12 protein-coding genes and 3 pseudogenes are annotated in these 16,981 nt (G+C 52.1%); 8 read left to right on the top strand and 7 right to left on the bottom strand.

Annotated features, from left to right (window positions below):
- Positions 1-29: 29 nt before the first annotated feature.
- A pseudogene (locus C492_RS10655) lies at positions 30-998 on the top strand (hypothetical protein).
- Here the strand turns inward: C492_RS10655 and C492_RS10650 are convergent.
- From C492_RS10650 to C492_RS24590, 3 genes and pseudogenes are all read right to left on the bottom strand, one after another.
- A pseudogene (locus C492_RS10650) lies at positions 937-2,668 on the bottom strand (IS66 family transposase). The pseudogenes C492_RS10655 and C492_RS10650 sit on opposite strands and share 62 nt — an antisense overlap.
- Before the next feature lie 460 nt (positions 2,669-3,128).
- A pseudogene (locus C492_RS22915) lies at positions 3,129-4,400 on the bottom strand (IS4 family transposase).
- 572 nt (positions 4,401-4,972) lie between these two features.
- Positions 4,973-5,131, bottom strand: a complete 159-nt coding sequence (locus C492_RS24590) for a hypothetical protein (protein WP_169333451.1) — start codon at positions 5,129-5,131, stop codon at positions 4,973-4,975.
- A 333-nt stretch (positions 5,132-5,464) separates the two neighbouring features.
- Here C492_RS24590 and C492_RS10635 point away from each other — a divergent pair, with 333 nt between their 5' ends.
- The 3 genes from C492_RS10635 (at position 5,465) to C492_RS10625 (ending at position 7,720) form a co-directional block, all read left to right on the top strand.
- Positions 5,465-6,274, top strand: coding sequence for a DUF7847 domain-containing protein (locus C492_RS10635; RefSeq protein ID WP_008423334.1), 810 nt, complete (start codon positions 5,465-5,467; stop codon positions 6,272-6,274).
- Positions 6,275-6,365: 91 nt separating this feature from the next.
- Entirely contained in the window at positions 6,366-6,818 is a 453-nt protein-coding gene (locus tag C492_RS10630) for an ArsR/SmtB family transcription factor (RefSeq protein WP_008423333.1), read from the top strand.
- Entirely contained in the window at positions 6,815-7,720 is a 906-nt protein-coding gene (locus C492_RS10625; RefSeq protein ID WP_204365615.1) for a hypothetical protein, read from the top strand. Before C492_RS10630 ends, C492_RS10625 begins: the two co-directional genes overlap by 4 nt.
- Positions 7,721-7,861: 141 nt before the next feature.
- Here the strand turns inward: C492_RS10625 and C492_RS10620 are convergent, their stop codons facing one another.
- Together C492_RS10620 and C492_RS10615 are read right to left on the bottom strand one after the other, a co-directional pair.
- Positions 7,862-9,082, bottom strand: a complete 1,221-nt coding sequence (locus C492_RS10620) for a digeranylgeranylglycerophospholipid reductase (protein WP_049892987.1) — start codon at positions 9,080-9,082, stop codon at positions 7,862-7,864.
- A gap of 94 nt (positions 9,083-9,176) precedes the next feature.
- A complete protein-coding gene (locus C492_RS10615) occupies positions 9,177-9,509 on the bottom strand; it encodes an SMR family transporter (protein WP_008423326.1) in 333 nt (110 codons plus the stop codon).
- A gap of 83 nt (positions 9,510-9,592) precedes the next feature.
- Between C492_RS10615 and C492_RS10610 the strand changes: the two genes are divergently transcribed.
- Positions 9,593-10,381, top strand: a complete 789-nt coding sequence (locus C492_RS10610; RefSeq protein WP_049892986.1) for a TrmB family transcriptional regulator — start codon at positions 9,593-9,595, stop codon at positions 10,379-10,381.
- Positions 10,382-11,243: 862 nt separating this feature from the next.
- On the opposite strand, the gene C492_RS10605 is transcribed toward C492_RS10610, so the two are convergent.
- Positions 11,244-11,804: a TATA-box-binding protein gene (locus tag C492_RS10605; protein ID WP_008423322.1), complete on the bottom strand. Its 561-nt coding sequence runs from the start codon at positions 11,802-11,804 to the stop codon at positions 11,244-11,246.
- A gap of 242 nt (positions 11,805-12,046) precedes the next feature.
- The gene (locus C492_RS10600) at positions 12,047-12,343 is read right to left on the bottom strand and encodes a hypothetical protein (protein WP_008423320.1); all 297 of its coding nucleotides are present in this window, start codon (positions 12,341-12,343) and stop codon (positions 12,047-12,049) included.
- A gap of 201 nt (positions 12,344-12,544) precedes the next feature.
- Between C492_RS10600 and C492_RS10595 the strand changes: the two genes are divergently transcribed.
- From C492_RS10595 to C492_RS10590, 3 genes are all read left to right on the top strand, one after another.
- Positions 12,545-14,509 carry an archaea-specific SMC-related protein gene (locus C492_RS10595; protein WP_049892985.1) on the top strand — a complete coding sequence of 655 codons (1,965 nt, stop codon included), beginning with the start codon at positions 12,545-12,547 and terminating at the stop codon, positions 14,507-14,509.
- A gap of 231 nt (positions 14,510-14,740) precedes the next feature.
- On the top strand, positions 14,741-16,117 hold the full coding sequence (locus C492_RS22910; protein ID WP_008423316.1) for an ATP-binding protein: 1,377 nt from the start codon (positions 14,741-14,743) through the stop codon (positions 16,115-16,117).
- A gap of 203 nt (positions 16,118-16,320) precedes the next feature.
- Positions 16,321-16,981, top strand: a 661-nt coding sequence (locus tag C492_RS10590; RefSeq protein WP_008423315.1) for a transposase, incomplete at its 3' end; no start/stop codon positions are given.

Raw genomic sequence — 16,981 nt, 5'->3', positions numbered from 1 at the left:
TTTCGGTGTTGGGTCCCGATCTACGAGGAGTGACGTTTCAGTCGACCTGGAGTAATCTGCTCGAGGAGTGTGAAGCGTTAGGAGAGAAGGCTACACTGGTGACACCCTTATCGAAGAAACCGTTTCAAATCGTAAATGTTCAAGAGCATCGGATCGTCATCGAATTCCCAGACTCTGAGGAGAAGCGGCCACTCCAGCGTAACCAGTTCGAGATACTTGCATGCCGAATTGGTGATACAGTCGATACATTCGACCTCGAGCGATTACCCCCCGACGCCGAACCCTATGCGGCAGTCTTGAGTCTCCATCCCCGATTCGAGATCGCTGAGCGCGAAGGGCTGATCCGAGAGAGTGAGAACCCAGGTCCATCCCAGCTCGTCCAAGCTCCAGAAACCGAGACAGAGACTGAACGAACAGAACCCGACCTTGCCATCTATGCTGACGCACTCCTCCTTATTGATGCGCTCGAGCGCCACGACGTGACCGATCTCAGTGACCAGGAGACATCCACACTGGTGAATCTCTATACGCTGTTATCTGACGTCCAGCGGAATGCCGATGACCTCCGCCAAGATGTTGCTGATGTCTTGCTTGAGCGAGTTCACTATGATCAGCCCATTCACGCCCAATTCGGGTCTGTCCAGCGAACCAGTCGCACGTACAAATAATTGCGCAACGAAGAGGAAGTACTAGCAACCCTCGAGGACGCAGGAATCTCACGCGAACGTGTCATCAGCGTTGATTCCAGCAAGGTCGATGAAGCCCTCGAGGTCACTGAACTGAGTCGAAGTGATGTCTACGAAATTGAAGATCGAGAATACGTCCGAAAAGCCGACGTTGATGAAGAGCACAAAGAAACGCGACTCCAAGGTCTCAAAGACCAACTGGCGGCCAGTGATGAGCCAGAGGCCGCCGAATTACGTGAGGAGTATGAGTTTACCCCGAAGTCTCGACAACTGGCACAGCGTGAGCCCGTGAGATCATCTTATTGTTGCTGACGACTCGGCGAAGTTCCTCGTAAGGATTGCGTCCCTGCTGGCGCCACGTCGCCAGCAGTGACAAGATCGTCTCGTGAACGAACATGCCTCGATCGTTCCGGAGCGTCCCGGTGATTTTCCGAAGAACAACGGGTTCACGAAGTGCGTTCTCAGCTGCATTGTTCGTCGGCGAGACCGCTGGCTCACCGACGAAGGTGAGCCAGTGGTCGAACCCTCCTTCGATCNGGTTCACGAAGTGCGTTCTCAGCTGCATTGTTCGTCGGCGAGACCGCTGGCTCACCGACGAAGGTGAGCCAGTGGTCGAACCCTCCTTCGATCTTCCCGAGTAGTGTTGCCACTGTCTCGTCGGTTACTGACCGCTCAATGAGGGATCTAAGCCCGTTCTGGCATGATCGGTGCATCTGTGCTCTCTCACGAGGACTCGGGTCGGTCTCCAGCTACGACTGGAGACCGACGAACATCTGCTTGAGATACCGGTAAACCGGCTCTGCCTCCTCGTGGTCACTAGCAACGTCCTCAGCTTCCCGAAGAAGATGTGCCCAGCACCGCTGAAGATTACTGCTGAACGCTGGATACGCCGTCCACCCATTGCAGATGACCGTTCCCGCGAAGTCCTCGTCGAGGACTTCTGCGGGAACATCACTCTCACGACTCTCCCTTACGGCGTACAGCGTGTGCTCGCTCGTCCGAAACGTCCAGATCCACGCTTGCTCACCCTCGCGTTTGATACCAGTTTCGTCGACGTGAACGATCTCTGCTTGCTGAATCTGTCTTCGAATCTGTTCGTATTCGCAGCGACCGGCGCGCGCAGCGCGCTCGGTCGCGTGNTCGACGTGAACGATCTCTGCTTGCTGAATCTGTCTTCGAATCTGTTCGTATTCGCAGCGACCGGCGCGCGCAGCGCGCTCGGTCGCGTGCCACGCGGACGCGCCTGAGAGTTCTAACCCGTGCAGTTGCTCGAAGCGATCAGCGATTTTCCGGTAGGGAAAGCGGTGATCGTACCGAGAAAGTGCTGCTTGGGAGATGACGTTCACCCCGAACTGCCCCTCATCGGGGCAGTCGGGGTGTGTAGCAACGGTTTCTGTTCCACAAGAGTCGCACTGNGCTTGGGAGATGACGTTCACCCCGAACTGCCCCTCATCGGGGCAGTCGGGGTGTGTAGCAACGGTTTCTGTTCCACAAGAGTCGCACTGATAGCAGTGGCGGATGTACTGGGTGACTTCAGGAGGCTGCGGATCAGGAACTTCTTCGACGAGTCGGGGGCTGACGCCCACCGACTCGTCGAAGTGTTTGCCACACTCGGGACAACAGTCACAGGTGACTTCGATCGCTTTGTCGGGATCAGCTGTTACACGCCACTCTGGATCATGACCGTCCTTTCGTCCGAGAGTGCCGCCGGCGGTTCGAACATTCTCGTCTTCGTCGTCTTGCGAGGTCGGGGACTGACGAGTCCCCGACCGTCGCTTACTGGGCGGTGTATGCGGATTTTCGTATATGCGAAGACGTGTTTCGAGTTCTTCTATCCGCTCGTCCTTCTGGTCAAGTTGCTCTTGCAACTGATCGATCTTCTTGTCTTTCCGCTTGCTTTCTTGCTCAAATCCTTCGACCCGCTGCTCAAGCTGAAGCAACCGAGAAAGGAGCTCTTCTTTGATGAAATCGTCTGCGTTCATAGACTCCACCAACCAGTTATGACAGCAGAGGCAACGGGATGGGCTCCGTAGCGGAGCCCATCCCTGAGAATCGTATCCGACTTCTGCTGCCTGTTCATATCGCGTCCGTTGAACGCTTCCTACGAGACAGTACCGAAATCAGCTCGGGCTAAACACATACCGTGAGGAGATTGACGATCTCGAGGCCAGAATCGAGGAACTTACTGAGTTCAGCCCAGCCCAGGATTTCCACGCTGAGTGACTGAGAGTTGATGGCTCCGCTGAACCGTGCTACTGGTGACCGTGTCATAGCTGCCTTTCTGAGGTTTTCTGAAAGACGTTTTTTTCTTCGAGAGTCTTCCCGAACGAGTGCCACTGAAAGACTACTCGAGACAAATAGCCAATAGAATAGCTGTAAGTGCTGTTGCTGAAGAGCAAAACAGCAAAAGAGGTGCTGGAGCTCAGGTCCATTTGTCTTTAGCTAAACCTCACACCTCGGTTGCGCAGCAGTAGCGAGCGTCTCTTGTAAGATCAGCCGTTGCTTGTGGATCTTCTGTGCCTCTTCGATCAGCCGTTCCAACAGTGGCGGTGGCGAGTAGCCAAGGTACTCACCGAGTTCGTGGAGGATGAGCTGGGCGTGCGACCGGAAGGTCGCCGACCAGCGTTCCGGCGGAAACACGAGCTCATCATCAGCCTGCTCGGTGACCAGATCCAACAGATCACAACTCACCAGCAGCGACAGCAACGCCGTACAGCAAAATTTCCACGACAACAGGGTTACTTGTGTCGAATTCGTCCAGTTCGTACTGCGTATTCAGCTCACGAAACAACGTCTCTACCTCCCACCGTCACCGATACAGCGTTGCTAGATCTGCCGGCAGGAATTCCTCTCTCGGTAAATTCGTGATGTACAGATGATAGTCGTCGGCGTCCCTGTTGTGGATGCCGACGACACGGAACCGCTTCGTATACAGTGAACGAGTCCCCTCGTACTGACCTCGCTTGAACTCTGCTTCGACCTCTACGTCGATGTACTTCCACGAGAGGTTATCGACCACATCGTGGATCTGCTCCCCTTCCAAGGGAATGGCGCGGCCGCGCCATTCCGTAGCTCCGCCGTTATCACCGGATTCGCGTTTGTCTTCAGCCGACTCACGTAGTAGCCGCCGTTCTCGTCGATCAACGCGAAGCGGCGGTACTTGAAGTACGCGAGATCGAACAGAATGAGCCGCCCTTGTAGCCACGAGCCTGTCTTGAACAACGTGCTGTCGTGCGTTTTCTCGTCGGTTACGTCTATCCGTTCAATCGTCTTGTCGGTAGCATTGTGGAGCAGGTGGAGCTTCGCTCCAGCCTGCTCCTCGTGGCGGGCTTGGAACTCGTCGGAAAGGAACTCCTGCAACCGCAGCACCGTTCCATCAGCGATCATCACATCTCTGAACCGGTCGATATCAGCATCAATCGCCTCTGGAACAGCGACCTCGTCGAGGCCACGCTTGACGAGGTCGCGGAGGTACTCTGCAAGAGAGGGCGTCAGCCGCTGATAGAAGCCACCGGGCGAGATCGTCTCATCAGCCGTCGAGTTGTAGCTGCGTCTGAACCCAGCGAGTGTTCGGCTCTCGCCTGTGGCGAAGCCGAACACGAGCGCCCACACGAGGACTGGTACCTGAAGCTTGCCCTCACGCTCGACCACGCCGAGTTCCTCGGCGTGCTCTTCGAGATACTCAGAGGGAAACAGTGTAGTGAGCCGACGCATAATCCGAGATTAGGAGGCTTCTGTGTGCACAGCGGATGCCTCTTCACTCCTCTCAAAAAGTCGCCTCGATAAGCCGCTGCTGTCACGCGGTTTCCGGCTCAGCTAAAGACGGATGGAGCTCAGGTCTTTCTTCTGTTCATCTTCGTCCTGTCCGACTGTGTACTCGCTATTCTCCGCTGTTTCCTTTGCTGATTCTCGTGTCGCCCTCGCTCTCAGAACTCCAAATGAAGAAAAAGCTCGTCGTCTCGAAAATCTGTCAATCAGATGAATGGGTGTCGTAGAACGACTTTCCAATGACACGTACAGGTAAGAGACAGAGCAATCAATAATAATCAAAACGGCACTGTCTATATAAGGAAAACCGCAAGACATCGAAACGGTGAACGTGTGACAAACCCCGTGATACCACCATCTAGTCTCTGACACAAGTAAGACTCGGTCGACGAGCAGCGAAGAGTCGACTACTTCAGCATACTTCCCAAGGTGAGTGAGTCTCATATCTTTCAATAAGGATGCCTCGACAACCTCTGAAACGCCGTTCTACACCAGAAGTGCTTAACTAGACAGTGCCATCAAAACCCTATAATCATGAATACTACAATATACGCAATTATCCCAAAGAGAGCGGTGGCTCCCAGCCAGACAGCGACTATTAGTACTGCCTGTTTTCCAGTCAGGTCCTCTCCTTCGAGGAGTTTACTAAATTGTGATAGCAAGTCACCAAATCCCATGATCGAATATCATTCAGAGATGTGAAAAGTTTGGCGGGTCATTGGACTAGAGTCAATCGTTCAGCTCGCATGTGTAGTGTACAGTAGATTCACGCGAATGACTCACTAAAGAGGAGGGTTTCAACAGAATCGGGGTAGGATATTTACCGTAGCAGTTATAATATTTACACATTCTCATTTCCCTGATTCCATTCCCAATACCTCGATATCCCAAATCGAAAGTGCGCTTGCGTTGTTCCCATCGAAACGGCAGCCTCAGCCGTTCAAGATGCTTAAATATGGTTTTGATACAACGTTTGACCTAATACGCGACAGTAGTACTTCGTAGATACGATGGTCACAGTCTCCGCATTCAAAGATGGATTGACCGCCCTCCGAGCGAATCCAATCCTGCTCGTCGCCGGGCTCCTCTTTGGGGCCGGCAGCCAGCTCCAATACGTTGCTCACCTGATTGAATCACCACTCCTCTCGGCAGGCTTGTCGCTCGCCTGGCTGATCGTTTTCCCGTTCGTTCTCGGCGGGTTTATCGGCACTGCACGAGCTGCGATCGAAGGAATAGACGCGTCTCTCACCCAATTTTTCACTGCAGCCCGGGAGAATTACCCCCGGCTTCTCATTGCAACTGTGTTGTTCATGCTACTCGTTCTTGGAGCGGCTATCGGATTCGGACTCATCGGGTTCGTCCTAGGTATTGGAACGATGGCGCTCGCCGCGATTAACGAGATGGCTGCGTTCGCAGCAGGCGTCTTCTCCCTGCTTATCTGGTTGGTGTCGATCCTCGTTATCATTATGTTCGTGCAGTTTTACGACACCGCGATCGTCATCGAGAACGAGAGTGTTACTGGCGCATTCCGTAGAAGTATTGAACTCGTCCGATCAAACCTGAAAAGCGTCACAGGGTTTTCGCTGGCGTGGCTCGTCCTACTGAACGTCTTCTTCATCCCTGAATACCTGCTCCAGTTGATGATGACAGTCGCTGGGCCAGCTGACGTATTACCGATTGACCTTGGAATTCCGATTGTTATCCTGATCACAATTGGGATTGTCCTTTCCGCAGTCGGCTTCGCGTACTTCTATACGGTGTATACGGCCTACTATATGCGATTAATCGCTGCCTCAGCTAGTACCCCGGAATCAGTATGACCACCCACCAACAATTACGTACGATGGTTTCGAACAGTCACTGACCAGATCGGATCCTCGCGACCACCATCCACAAAAGCTAATCGCACCTATGGCACGACTCTTCCCGACACAAACCGACGCTGCCGTCGAACGAAGTGGTACTCCGGCCGTACTGAGCCTTGACGACGACGCGACACGAGAGGTGATCGAAGCGTTGGCGTCCAATACCGCCTACGAGATTTTCCGGCTGCTCAACGAGACGCCGGCGACCCCGTCGCGGATCGCTGAGCAACTCGACCAGAGCGTTCAGAACGTCCACTACCACTTGGAAAATCTCGAAGCAGCTGGTGTGATCGAAGTTACAGATACCTGCTATTCGGAGAAAGGTCGTGAGATGAGCGTCTTTGTCGTTTCCGAAGACCCGACACTCCTCTTTCTTGGCACTGAGGACGATCGGCCAGGTCTCAAGCGCGCGTTCAAATCCTTCGCATCGCTTCTGGGCCCACCATCGATCCTGCTTGCCGCTGGCGAATCTATTGCTCAGTTCGTCACTACCGAATGAACGAACACACCGACTCATCGACCCGAAGCACTCCTACTAGCAACAACACAAACACATATGACAAGGTGCCGGTAATTAAGGACCGAGATGATATCGATGGCTGTGGCTGTCTTGACTGCCGCAATATCGAAACGACCGCAACTCGTCGAACTGTCCTCGATACACTAGTCTGGTCCGCTCGCCTGTTTCGATCCTATCCGTCAATTATCGCCTTCGCGGGCATTATAATCCTCGCCAACCGGCTGCTCGAACTGGGCAGCATCAATATGCTTCCGCTGCCCGTAATCAGCGTGCTTGAGACAGCGACAGCGTTCGCATTTATCATCTTGATTCGAGCCTATGTGGGAATGATCGTCGCCGGAGAGTTGACTGACGATCCCGTCACGATACGCGAGGGTCTGCATCGGAGTCTTGCTCGAACGCCAGCGTTAGTTGGTTTGATCGTTTTTGTCGTTTTTTTCGCAATGACGGTCCCATTTCTCGTCTTGCTTCCACTCCTCGTTCTGGTCGGCGCTATCCCAGGTAATCCCATGGAGATGGTTGGCTTTCCCGTCGCAGCAGCAGTCGGCGGGATCGTCTTTGCCGTACCGTTTCTCCTCTTGTTGTTCAAGTTCTGGTTCGCACTAGAAGCCTGTGTTATCGGGCAGTACGGCCCCATTGAATCGCTACGGGTTAGCTGGCATATCACGACGAACTACCGAGGAAAGTTCGTGCTCATCGCAGTGATTAGTACCGGAAGCGCACTCAGCCTCTATTTCCCGACATCTTTCCCCGAGATAGGGGCAAGTTTGACTTCGTTGAATCCCGTTTTGAAGGTGATCTCATCAAGTGTCGGTGAACTGCTTTCCATCGTGTGGGCGAGCGCTTACGCGCATATCTACATTCAAGGGATCGTGTCGTGAACGAAGACTATCTCATCCAGTAACTAAATTCCCAGTACCGACCGTAATCACATCTAGATATGTCCTCTTCTGAGGGTTTTAACAGGACTTAAAACGACCAAGATCAATTGGTTGAGGGTTGAAATAAGTGGCAGTCCCAGATTACGTTCCTCGCCAATATTTCCAGAAGTAGGATAGATCACAGGGATACAACAGTTTTGCAATCTCCCGCTTGCTCCCATCGTTAATAGCCGAAAGAGTATCTCGAGAGAGCTTGTTTAGATCTCGCATGAGCCGGTCGTACCGTTCGTTCGGTGCAAGGTATAGCAACTTCGCTATCATCAAGCGACGGTCTTGTCTGGGAGCAACTTGCTCCTTCCAGAGATCGTCATAGACTTCCATCTCCTCAGCAGAGGTGTCTTTCGCCCTCGTCAGACAACGATCGGCTGTCATCGCAGCTGCTCGAGCTGATTTCATACACTTGTAAATTCCCTCTCCCCAGACAGGATCAACCGATAGGACAGTATCACCGATCGCCATAAACGAATCAGTACTCATTGATCCGGGGGGCTGTATATGTGCTGATCCCCGAACCGGACTCTCTGCGATTTGTCTGGCGTTCTCGAACCGCGGATCATTATCAAGCCAATGTTCGAGATAACCGTCGACGGTCCGACCATGAATGGCGTTTTCTTGATAGCGTTCATTCTGGATGTAACAGATACCGACTTTCGCTGTGTCGTCACCTGTATGAAAGATCCACGAGTAACCCCCAGGGGCGTACTTGTGATCCAGCCGCAACATCATCGCGTCAGTGAGATCAGCAAAATCGGGATGATTGAGATCGACGCCCTCAAATAAGCATTCAATACCAATCGCGTGGTTCTCCCGCTCAAGATTGGCTATCCCCAGATCTTTGGCTAGTGGCGCAGCCGGACCTGTAGCATCGATGATGATTTCACCAAAGACCTCCTGATCACTATTATAACGGACACCGACGAGATCGCCATCTTCGACGATTGGGTCACGAACACGAGCATCAAACCGATACTCAGCACTCTTGTGACAACCATGCTCGACAAGGAACTTCTTGAACGCCTCGAAGTCCAAGACAAAGCCCGGCTGGTCTTGGATCAAGTGTTCATTTGGTGACTCAAGAACTACTGATTCAGTCACGTGCATGACGACGTCGTCTGGGATGCCGAAGGAGGCCATCATCGATGCAAACGTTCCGCCGGTAGATTTGTTACTTTGAGCTGGGAACTCATCTTCTGCTTCGGTTTCTAGGACGACAACATCGTAACCACGGTCAGCCAGATCTCGTGCACACTGCGCCCCCGCTGGACCTGCGCCAGCGATGATCACGTCATAACTGTTGGACATCGTTGGTGAATAACTACTCAAACAGGGGCGAACAAGATGTTGGAATACAGTGCCACTTTTCAGCTGTTTTCTATACAAACCAGAGCCCAATATCTTAGTGGGCAGACATCTGTGAAACCACGTTAACGCAGTAGACACCCCCGAGAATGAGGATGATTCCGAGAAGACCCGCTAGATCGACTGGTTCATCAAAAACAACGGCTCCGATAACTGCCACACCGACAATCCCCAATGCTGCCCACGTTCCATAGACGACACCGATCGGTAATTCCTCTAATGTCAGAGAAAGTAGATAGAACGCCGCTCCGTATCCGAGGATAACACCAATACTGGGAATCAGTTGTGAAAATCCCTCCGAGAGTTTGAGGGCAGTTGTCCCGATTAATTCGGAAAGTATTGCACCAGCGAGCAGTACGTACGGATGCATATCGGTAGGTCTCGAGGTCACCGAAATACGACTATTGAAACAAAACAGCACTTACAATTTGTTTGGATGCACAATGACAATCGATGACGGAATTGGGAGAGCTTGGACTCTCAAGTTACGAGGAGAAGGTCTATCGAACGCTTCTCGTGACAGGAGCAGTGACGGCGGCCGAACTCTCTGATACTAGTGGGGTCCCAAAAGGTCGTATTTACGACGTGCTAAACGGCCTTGAAGCTCGCAAGCTGATTTGGAGACAGTCAAGCGACCCAAATCGGTACGTTGCCGTACAGCCAGAAATCGTCGTCGACAGACTTCTGGCTGAGCGAGCGTATGAGCTGAAGCAAGAATGGGATCGTTATCACGAGAAAGCAGAAACAGTTCGTTCGAATCTTTTGCCGACACCACCAACAGAGAGTAGTTTCTGGCTTGGATCGCTCGGGAGCAACGAAATGAGTACAGCGCTACAGCAACATATGCGAACCGCGGAGAACGTTGTCCAAGCAGCCGTTGGACCTCCCTACGAGGATGCGACGTGGGAGACACTCCAATCTGAAGTGGAAGGCTTTTTCGAGGGTGCTAATGTCGGTCTATCTGTCGACCTCCTAGTCAGTGAAAAGGTAGTTACTGTACTCCCGGACCAATTTCCGGATTTGATTGAAAACCAGTCAGCAGATATAACTGTCAGAATGATCCCCAAGGTTGTGCTTTCGTTTGATATAGTCGATAACGTGGAGACGACGATCGATATCCCTCATCCAGTATCAGATAAAGATCGTATTGGCGTGGTAGGAATCAAAGATTCGGAAGTCGTCTCTGAGTTTGAGCAGCAGTTTCGACAACTATGGGATGATGCCGTTCCCCTCCTTGAGTAAGACGGTGGTGATAGGAAGGCACGTATCTGCTCAAGGTCATAGATAGGGGCAGACATGACGTGATGTAATTGGTTCAAAACCGAGTACTTACTCTGTGTATTGAGGAGATCAGTCTCAGCTTCTGTATATGTAGGCCAGTTGTGATTGCGTTCGCGATTGATCCAGTGCTGGTGTGCCTTCCGCTAGGGACCGCTTCCGATTGTTCGGCAAGGCATGTAGCAGGAGGTATCGCTATTGGATTGCTGGTTCCGTACGCTGGTGTGGCACTTGCCAGTGTGAGCGCACGAGGAGGGACTACAACGCTTGGTGACCTCTTCACGATGTTTTCGATTGTTCTCTTTGCCGTCTTGATCAATATGGGGCGGTCTCTTCTATCGACTTGGACAGTCTATGAGAGAACTAAACCGGTACTCAAGACACCTACGGGAATAAGAAGCATAGTACAGGGTGTCATAGAATACGTCTCACACCCGCTATTTGATGATTATAGCAGTCTCATTCTACGCTTCCACCAGCGTTTGAGCTGCTCTCGTGTTTTATCCATCCTACCTGACCGAGAATAATGTTGCTTGAGAACTATTGTATGACACCCTCAGCATAGTAGTGAAACAAACATCCGCAACGCGAGGCACCACGGACGCTGGTGTTCAATACAGGAGACCTGCGTATTCCAGTGCACTGGGGACTCTTAATGATGGTTATCTAATATTTTCTTGGAGAAAATGGCAACTGAGCCAGTGTTCAAACAGGTTTGTCGATTCCAGTTGCAGGATACATACCCTTCGTTGGAGGGACGAGCGGCATAAGCTCCGAGAGGGTGTCTATGTATGCTAACACGGAAGTATAGCTATGACAAGTACTCTTATTCGAGCAGACCCAGATCTTCAAGGCGTTCAACGATTACATCGATAGCCTGTCTCGCATCATCGACGTCCTTTCCACCAGTGACAACCAGTTTCCCGGAACCAAAGAGGAGAGTCACAACATCGGGTTCATCGAGTCGATAGACCAAGCCTGGAAACTGCTCTGGTTCATACTCGATACTCTCGAGACCAAGACCAATGGCGATCGCATTGAGATTGAGACTTCGGCCGAGATCCGCACTACTAACAATATTCTGGATGACGATTTCCGGATCCTCCTCGATCTCGATCTGGAGATCACGAAGCTTTTCGAAAACGATCTCTAGACTCTCTTGGACGCCCTCGATACTTTTGGCACCAGTACAGACGATCTTTCCCGAACGGAAGATCAGGGCAGCAGCTTTAGGATCCGTCGTACGGTAGACGAGACCCGGGAACTGCTCCGGATCGTAGTCAGCCCCTGGAAGATCCATTGCGAGACTCTCGAGTGCAAGTTCTTGTCCAATCCCGGAGGAGGCAACTACGTTTTCGGTCGTGATAGTGTCCTGTGGGTCTGCCATCTGTCACCAAAGTCGTGTGAAGATATTATAAAGATCAATGGTTCTACGAGAGGGAGTTGAGCGTTCTCGAATTTGCGGCTGTTCAAGGATATCCTCACTTGAGTGATTATCCTCATAGTTCGCAGAGGCGATCGTTGAGAGACAGTCGGTCCCATCAATACAAGGGCGGTCAATTTCTGGAAATAGATCGGAAGAGGCAGACGTAGCTTCGAATACGAAGCTTACAGCACCGTATTCTTGGGTCATCGCTTTGGATCAACTGGCCGGATATATTCTGATTTGATTTGCTCGCCCTCTCGCCACTGCCAGTAGTAGTACCGGTTCCCGTTGATCTCCTTCGTAGTCAACGTCGCACTGGATGGTGCGTCGTCACGATCGAGATCCGTTGGCCGATCGGCAATCTCCTGCTCCTCAAGTTCTGTCTCAAGCTGGCGCTCTTTGTTGTCCGCCATCTCGGTAGCGATCTGCGCAATTTTTCGAAGTGTCTCTGGTGACTGCTTTTCGAGACCCTCGAGGATGTATTTCGGCGGATCGGACATCGTGTTGATTAACCAACGGAGGGACTTCCCTTAGCCCTGTTGGTTAATTCACTACACTCTTGAGAAAGTTCGGCGGATTACCATCTAAAACAGATTCAAGCATACTCCAAAATACGCCCTCTAAATCGCAGAGAACGCCGGTATGTATCATATTGCTGGCTAACCAATAAATACCTACCTCCAGATCAACTGTCTACTCCTATGGGAACGAGCCAACACGCTAAGGAACAATCTCCGCCTGAGCAAGCAACCCTCTCTGTGAGGAATATCGGTGGCATCGATGAAACAGAGGTGTCGTTCGAACAGGGAGTTACTGTTCTCTCTGGACGCAACGCAACAAATCGAACATCGCTGCTCCAGGGAATCATGGCAGCACTCGGCAGCGATCAAGCGAGCCTCAAAGCGGATAGCAAAGAAGGACAAGCTGTTCTCGAGTTCGGTGAAGAAACCTACCAGCAGACGCTTCACCGACGAAACGGCACGATCGTTACTGAGGGCGATCCGTATCTCGATAATCCGGAGGTCGCGGATCTCTTTGCGTTCCTGCTCGAGTCAAACGAAGCTCGCCAGGCCGTTGCTCGCGGTGACGACCTACGCGATCTGATCATGCGACCGGTCGATACCGATGCGATCAAAGCTGAAATCCAACAACTCGAGCAGCGGAAAACTCAGATCGACAATGAACTCGACGAGCTTGATAACCTCGAGAATCAGCTCCCCGATCTCGAGGCCAAGCGAACGCGACTAATCGACGAGATCGACGAACTCCGTGACGAACTCGAAACTGCCGAGGAAGAACTCGAGGCCGCGAACACTGACGTCGAAACCCGGCGTGAGGAACAGTCCGAACTCGAGGAGAAATTCGATGAACTTCGGGATACGCGTTCGGAACTCGAACGAGTTCGCAACCGGATCGAGACCGAACGCGAGAGTATCGAAGCACTCGAAGACGAGCGCGACGACGTCGAAGCCAACCTCGAGGAGCTGCAGGCAGGTGGTGAAGCGAATCTCGGTCGTCTCGAAGCTGAAATCGATACGCTCCAAGCCGAAAAGGACGAACTCAACGAGGAAATTTCGCAGCTTCAGCGGACGATCCAATTCAACGAACAGCTGCTAGAGGATCCTGGAGAGTTCTTTGGTGGCGAGGCGGACAACAATGATGGTCCCGTCACCGACCAGCTCCTCTCCGATGCCGATTCGGAGACTGTTACGTGTTGGACCTGTGGCTCGTCAGTCGCCACCGACCAGATCGAATCCACGATCGAACAGCTCCAGTCTGTATACGAGGATCGACTCAACGAGCGTTCTGAGATCAACGACGAACTCGAGGAGAAACGAGCGACGCGCAACGAAATCGAAGAGAATCGCTCCGAGTATCAGCGAGCCAATCGCCGTCTCGAGTCAATCGGCGACGAAATCGAGCGCCGACGTGACCGCATCGCGGATCTCACGGACGATCGGGAAGCCTTCACAAAAGAGATTACTGAGCTCGAAAGCGAGATTGACGATCTCGAGACCGACGATTCTGAAGATATTCTCGAGCAACACCGTGAAGTCAACCAGCGCGAGTTCGAGATCGAACGAAAGGAAAGCAAGCACGATGACGTCGAAGACAAAATTGCGTCAATCGAGGAACGGCTCGATGACCGCGAAGGGCTTCAGGATCGCCGTGAAAAGACAACCGAAGAGTTAGCCGATCTTCGGACCCGTATCGATCAAATCGAAGACAGCGCGGTCGAGGAGTTTAACGAGCACATGGAGAGTCTGTTGGAGATTCTCGAGTACAGTAATCTCGAGCGAATCTGGATCGATCAGACAACACGGGACGTTCGCGAAGGCCGACGAAAGGTGACGAAATCATCGTTCGATCTCAAGATCGTTCGTAGTACTGAGGAGGGAGCAGCCTACGAAGACTCGATCAACCACCTCAGTGAGAGCGAGCGTGAAGTTACTGGGCTTGTCTTTGCGCTTGCTGGATATCTGGTTCACGACGTCTACGAGACGGTTCCGTTCATGCTGCTCGATTCGCTCGAGGCGATTGATTCCGAGCGTATCGCAACCGTTGTGGAGTACTTCGAATCGTATGCACCGTATCTTACTGTTGCGCTACTTGAGGAGGACGCACAAGCACTCGAGGAAGAGCATGAGACAATAACGACGATTTGAAGTCAAGTAGATAAGTTGGCATCTTCAGACCCACTTTCAGCGTAGAACAAATCGATAGAGATGTCTCTGTCTTCACGAGAAGAGTTATCAATCTTTTTTATTATCGAGTCAGTCGGTATGCCGATTATAGAAATCTAGATTTCCGAAATCTAGATTTCCGGAACTCTGATTGCCGAAACCTACCTTTCCGAAACTAGGGAACTATATACTCTACACGAATGAATCTATACTATGGACTCGTTCGTTGATCGAGAACAGGAACTTGAGGAGTTAACAAACCGGTACAATTCGGACCGCGCTGAATTCGTTGTCCTATACGGGCGACGTCGACTTGGTAAAAGCGAACTCGTCCGTCAGTCGATTGCTGACCGTGATGATGCAGTCTACTACCAGGCGATCGAGTCGACTGAACAAAACCAACTCGAACAGTTCGTTGACGTAGTTACAGACCAATTTCCTTCCCTCAAAAATATCCGCCGAGACTGGGAAGCACTACTCAGTGCATTAGGTGATCAGAATGCAGTCGTCGTTATCGATGAATTTCCGTTTCTCCTCGAGGAAGATGATTCACTTCCTTCACGGGTTCAGCGAGTCTGGGACACGCAACTTCAGGACACGGGAATAACGCTCGTACTTGTCGGTTCCTCGATTAGCGTAATGGAGGATGAAGTGCTTGCTGGCAACAGTCCATTGTATGGCCGTCGAACAGCAACCATTGACCTCAAACCACTCTCTGTCGGGAACACGAAGGAGTTCTATCCACAGTACGACGATGAAGCAGTTGTTATAGCGTGGGCGATCTACGGAGGTACGCCATACTACCTTCAGACCATTGATCCCACTGAGGCACTTGCAGTAAATGTTCAGCAGTCTATTCTCTCAGAACGTGGTCTCCTGTACTCTGAGCCGGAATTTCTTCTTCGAACAGAGCTTCGACAACCGAATACCTACTTCAGTATTCTCCGAGCCTTGGCGCATGGTCGCCGGACCCCTAACGAAATCGCTGGAATGGCTGGCGTCGAGTCCCAGTCACTGAGTACGTATCTTCAGAAACTACGTCGACTTCGGCTTGTTGAACGTCACATCCCGGTAACTGAATCACCGACATCGTCAAAACGAGGTCGATATCGGCTCTCTGCACCACTATTCAGGTTCTGGTTTCGATTCGTCTATGGGAATCAGGATCGGCTTCGCTTGTTAGGCGACGATGCATACGATGAACTCGTTGCTCCTGAGCTATCGGATTATGTTAGCCCACTTTTCGAACGCCTTTGCCAGCGAGCTCTCCCTCATCTCATTGACCGCCGCTTCCATACTATTGGTCAATGGTGGTTCAAAGAGCACGAATTGGACGTCCTCGGATTGACTGACGATGGACTCGTCGCTGGTGAGTGCAAGTTTACCTCATCGCCTATCAGTGAGGGAGTTCTTGCAGACCTCGAGCGAACTGCCGGACATGTCCGTTGGTCAGACGAGCCTGCAGATGCGACGACACAGTATGTCTTGTTCAGCCGATCAGGATACACTGATGATCTTCGTCAGCAGGCCACGACTCGGGATGATGTTATACTCTATGACCTTGCTGACATCGTGGGTGCTTCTAAATAAACAGGTGACGGCTCGGTTGCTGACTATCAGCGTTGGTCGAAACCATCAGCGTGATGCTTTCCATAGAGCCTGTCATAGAAAGCGTCACGTACGAAGCAGCAGAGTGCGGAAAGTGTGTCCAGCACAACCGCAACCCTGCAAGATGTGGATTCGNGAGCCTGTCATAGAAAGCGTCACGTACGAAGCAGCAGAGTGCGGAAAGTGTGTCCAGCACAACCGCAACCCTGCAAGATGTGGATTCGGTAGACGACTTCTTGAATGTCGCGGCTACCGAGACAGTACCGCTGTTCGATCACCTTGAGTTCGAGTTTCTGCTGGATTACGACGTGTTCGCCCCCGCTCGCCGGGGGCGAACACGAGTTCACGAGCCACCAGATCTCTTTCGCGGCTTCCTCCACTGCTACTACGAGGATGTCTACGGTACACGTCCCGTTACACGAGAACTCCAGCACGGCCTCGTCTGGNACTACTGTGGACTCGATAAACCGCCATCCAGAGACACGATTGATCGTTTTCTCACCGATCTCGAACACGTTATCGACGATATCTTCGACAGGCTTTTCAAGCAGGCCGCCGCCCGCGGCCTGCTCGACTCCACGTACTCCATCGATTCGACTCACGTTGAAGCGATCCAACACAACGACGCTGCCTCGTGGAATTACGATCCAACAGCTGAGGAATACTACTACGGATTCGGCTGTACGATCGTCTCAACTGGGGCAAAGATCCCGATAGCAGCGGAGTTCACACAAACCAAGCAAGCGGATCAGGAGACGACGATGCGCGTCACGCGTGACGCGCTCGCCGTCGATACACCGGTCTGGATGCTCGGAGACAGCGCCTACGACATCCTCGATTGGCACG

Origin of the sequence: Natronococcus jeotgali DSM 18795, assembly GCF_000337695.1 — an archaeon.
Lineage (GTDB): Archaea > Halobacteriota > Halobacteria > Halobacteriales > Natrialbaceae > Natronococcus > Natronococcus jeotgali.
This window is presented reverse-complemented; position numbering and strand designations above follow the sequence as displayed.

What these genes read in the sequence shown, in the direction of transcription:
- C492_RS24590 (WP_169333451.1), bottom strand. Translation starts at nt 5,131, where the DNA reads ATGGGATTTGGTGACTTGCTATCACAATTTAGTAAACTCCTCGAAGGA.
- C492_RS10635 (WP_008423334.1), top strand. Translation starts at nt 5,465, where the DNA reads ATGGTCACAGTCTCCGCATTCAAAGATGGATTGACCGCCCTCCGAGCG.
- C492_RS10630 (WP_008423333.1), top strand. Translation starts at nt 6,366, where the DNA reads ATGGCACGACTCTTCCCGACACAAACCGACGCTGCCGTCGAACGAAGT.
- C492_RS10625 (WP_204365615.1), top strand. Translation starts at nt 6,815, where the DNA reads ATGAACGAACACACCGACTCATCGACCCGAAGCACTCCTACTAGCAAC.
- C492_RS10620 (WP_049892987.1), bottom strand. Translation starts at nt 9,082, where the DNA reads ATGTCCAACAGTTATGACGTGATCATCGCTGGCGCAGGTCCAGCGGGG.
- C492_RS10615 (WP_008423326.1), bottom strand. Translation starts at nt 9,509, where the DNA reads ATGCATCCGTACGTACTGCTCGCTGGTGCAATACTTTCCGAATTAATC.
- C492_RS10610 (WP_049892986.1), top strand. Translation starts at nt 9,593, where the DNA reads ATGACGGAATTGGGAGAGCTTGGACTCTCAAGTTACGAGGAGAAGGTC.
- C492_RS10605 (WP_008423322.1), bottom strand. Translation starts at nt 11,804, where the DNA reads ATGGCAGACCCACAGGACACTATCACGACCGAAAACGTAGTTGCCTCC.
- C492_RS10600 (WP_008423320.1), bottom strand. Translation starts at nt 12,343, where the DNA reads ATGTCCGATCCGCCGAAATACATCCTCGAGGGTCTCGAAAAGCAGTCA.
- C492_RS10595 (WP_049892985.1), top strand. Translation starts at nt 12,545, where the DNA reads ATGGGAACGAGCCAACACGCTAAGGAACAATCTCCGCCTGAGCAAGCA.
- C492_RS22910 (WP_008423316.1), top strand. Translation starts at nt 14,741, where the DNA reads ATGGACTCGTTCGTTGATCGAGAACAGGAACTTGAGGAGTTAACAAAC.